This is a genomic window from Vibrio sp. 2132-1 (genome assembly GCF_033344315.1).
This window is the reverse complement of the sequence record NZ_JAWPON010000309.1, coordinates 1-717: the sequence shown is the minus strand read 5'-3', so window position 1 is coordinate 717 and position 717 is coordinate 1. Positions and strand designations below refer to the sequence as shown.

Genomic DNA, 717 nt, shown 5'->3' with positions numbered 1-717 from the left:
AACCGGGCGCACCAAAGATGACGTGCACGCCAGCTTCAGTCAGAACTTTTGACCATTCAATATTTGCTTCTTCATCAAATCGCGCCTGCAGCTCAACGACTACAGTAACGTTTTTGCCGTTATGCACTGCATCAATCAAAGAGTTCATCAAGCGAGAGTCTTTGGCTACGCGGTAGATATTAATTTTGATGCTGAGCACTTTCGGGTCAAAGGATGCCTGGCGAACCAATTCACCAATATGGTCAAAGGTGTGATAAGGGTAGTAGAGTAGAATGTCTTTGGCTTTGATGGCTTCGAAACTGTTGGCGTAACCTTGAAAGTCTGCACACTTCATTGGTGGCATTGGTTTGTTTTCGAGGTATTCTCGCCCGACGTTTGGAAAAGCGATGAAATCTTTGAAGTTGTGGTAGCGTCCACCTGGAATTAGGTTGTCGTAATTGGAAATTCTTAGTTTGCTGCACAAGAAGTCGAGCATCTCTTGCGGCATTTCACGCTCATACACAAAGCGTACTGGCATGGCGGTTAAACGTTGGTTTACACCTGCTGACATTTGCTCTAGCAAGCTGTATTCGATTTCATTACGCAAGTCGTATTCTGCATCACGCGTCATTTTCATCGCGTAGCCTGCGAGCTCATCATAGTCGAAAAAGCCTTTAAAAAGCTCGTCTAAACAGTATCGGATGATGTTATCAAGCAGGATGATGGTCTTACGGCGTT

Annotated in this window: 1 pseudogene; it reads right to left on the bottom strand. The window is 45.0% G+C overall.

The features are described from left to right. A pseudogene (locus R8N47_RS25115) lies at window positions 1–717 on the bottom strand (RNA degradosome polyphosphate kinase); the annotation flags it as partial.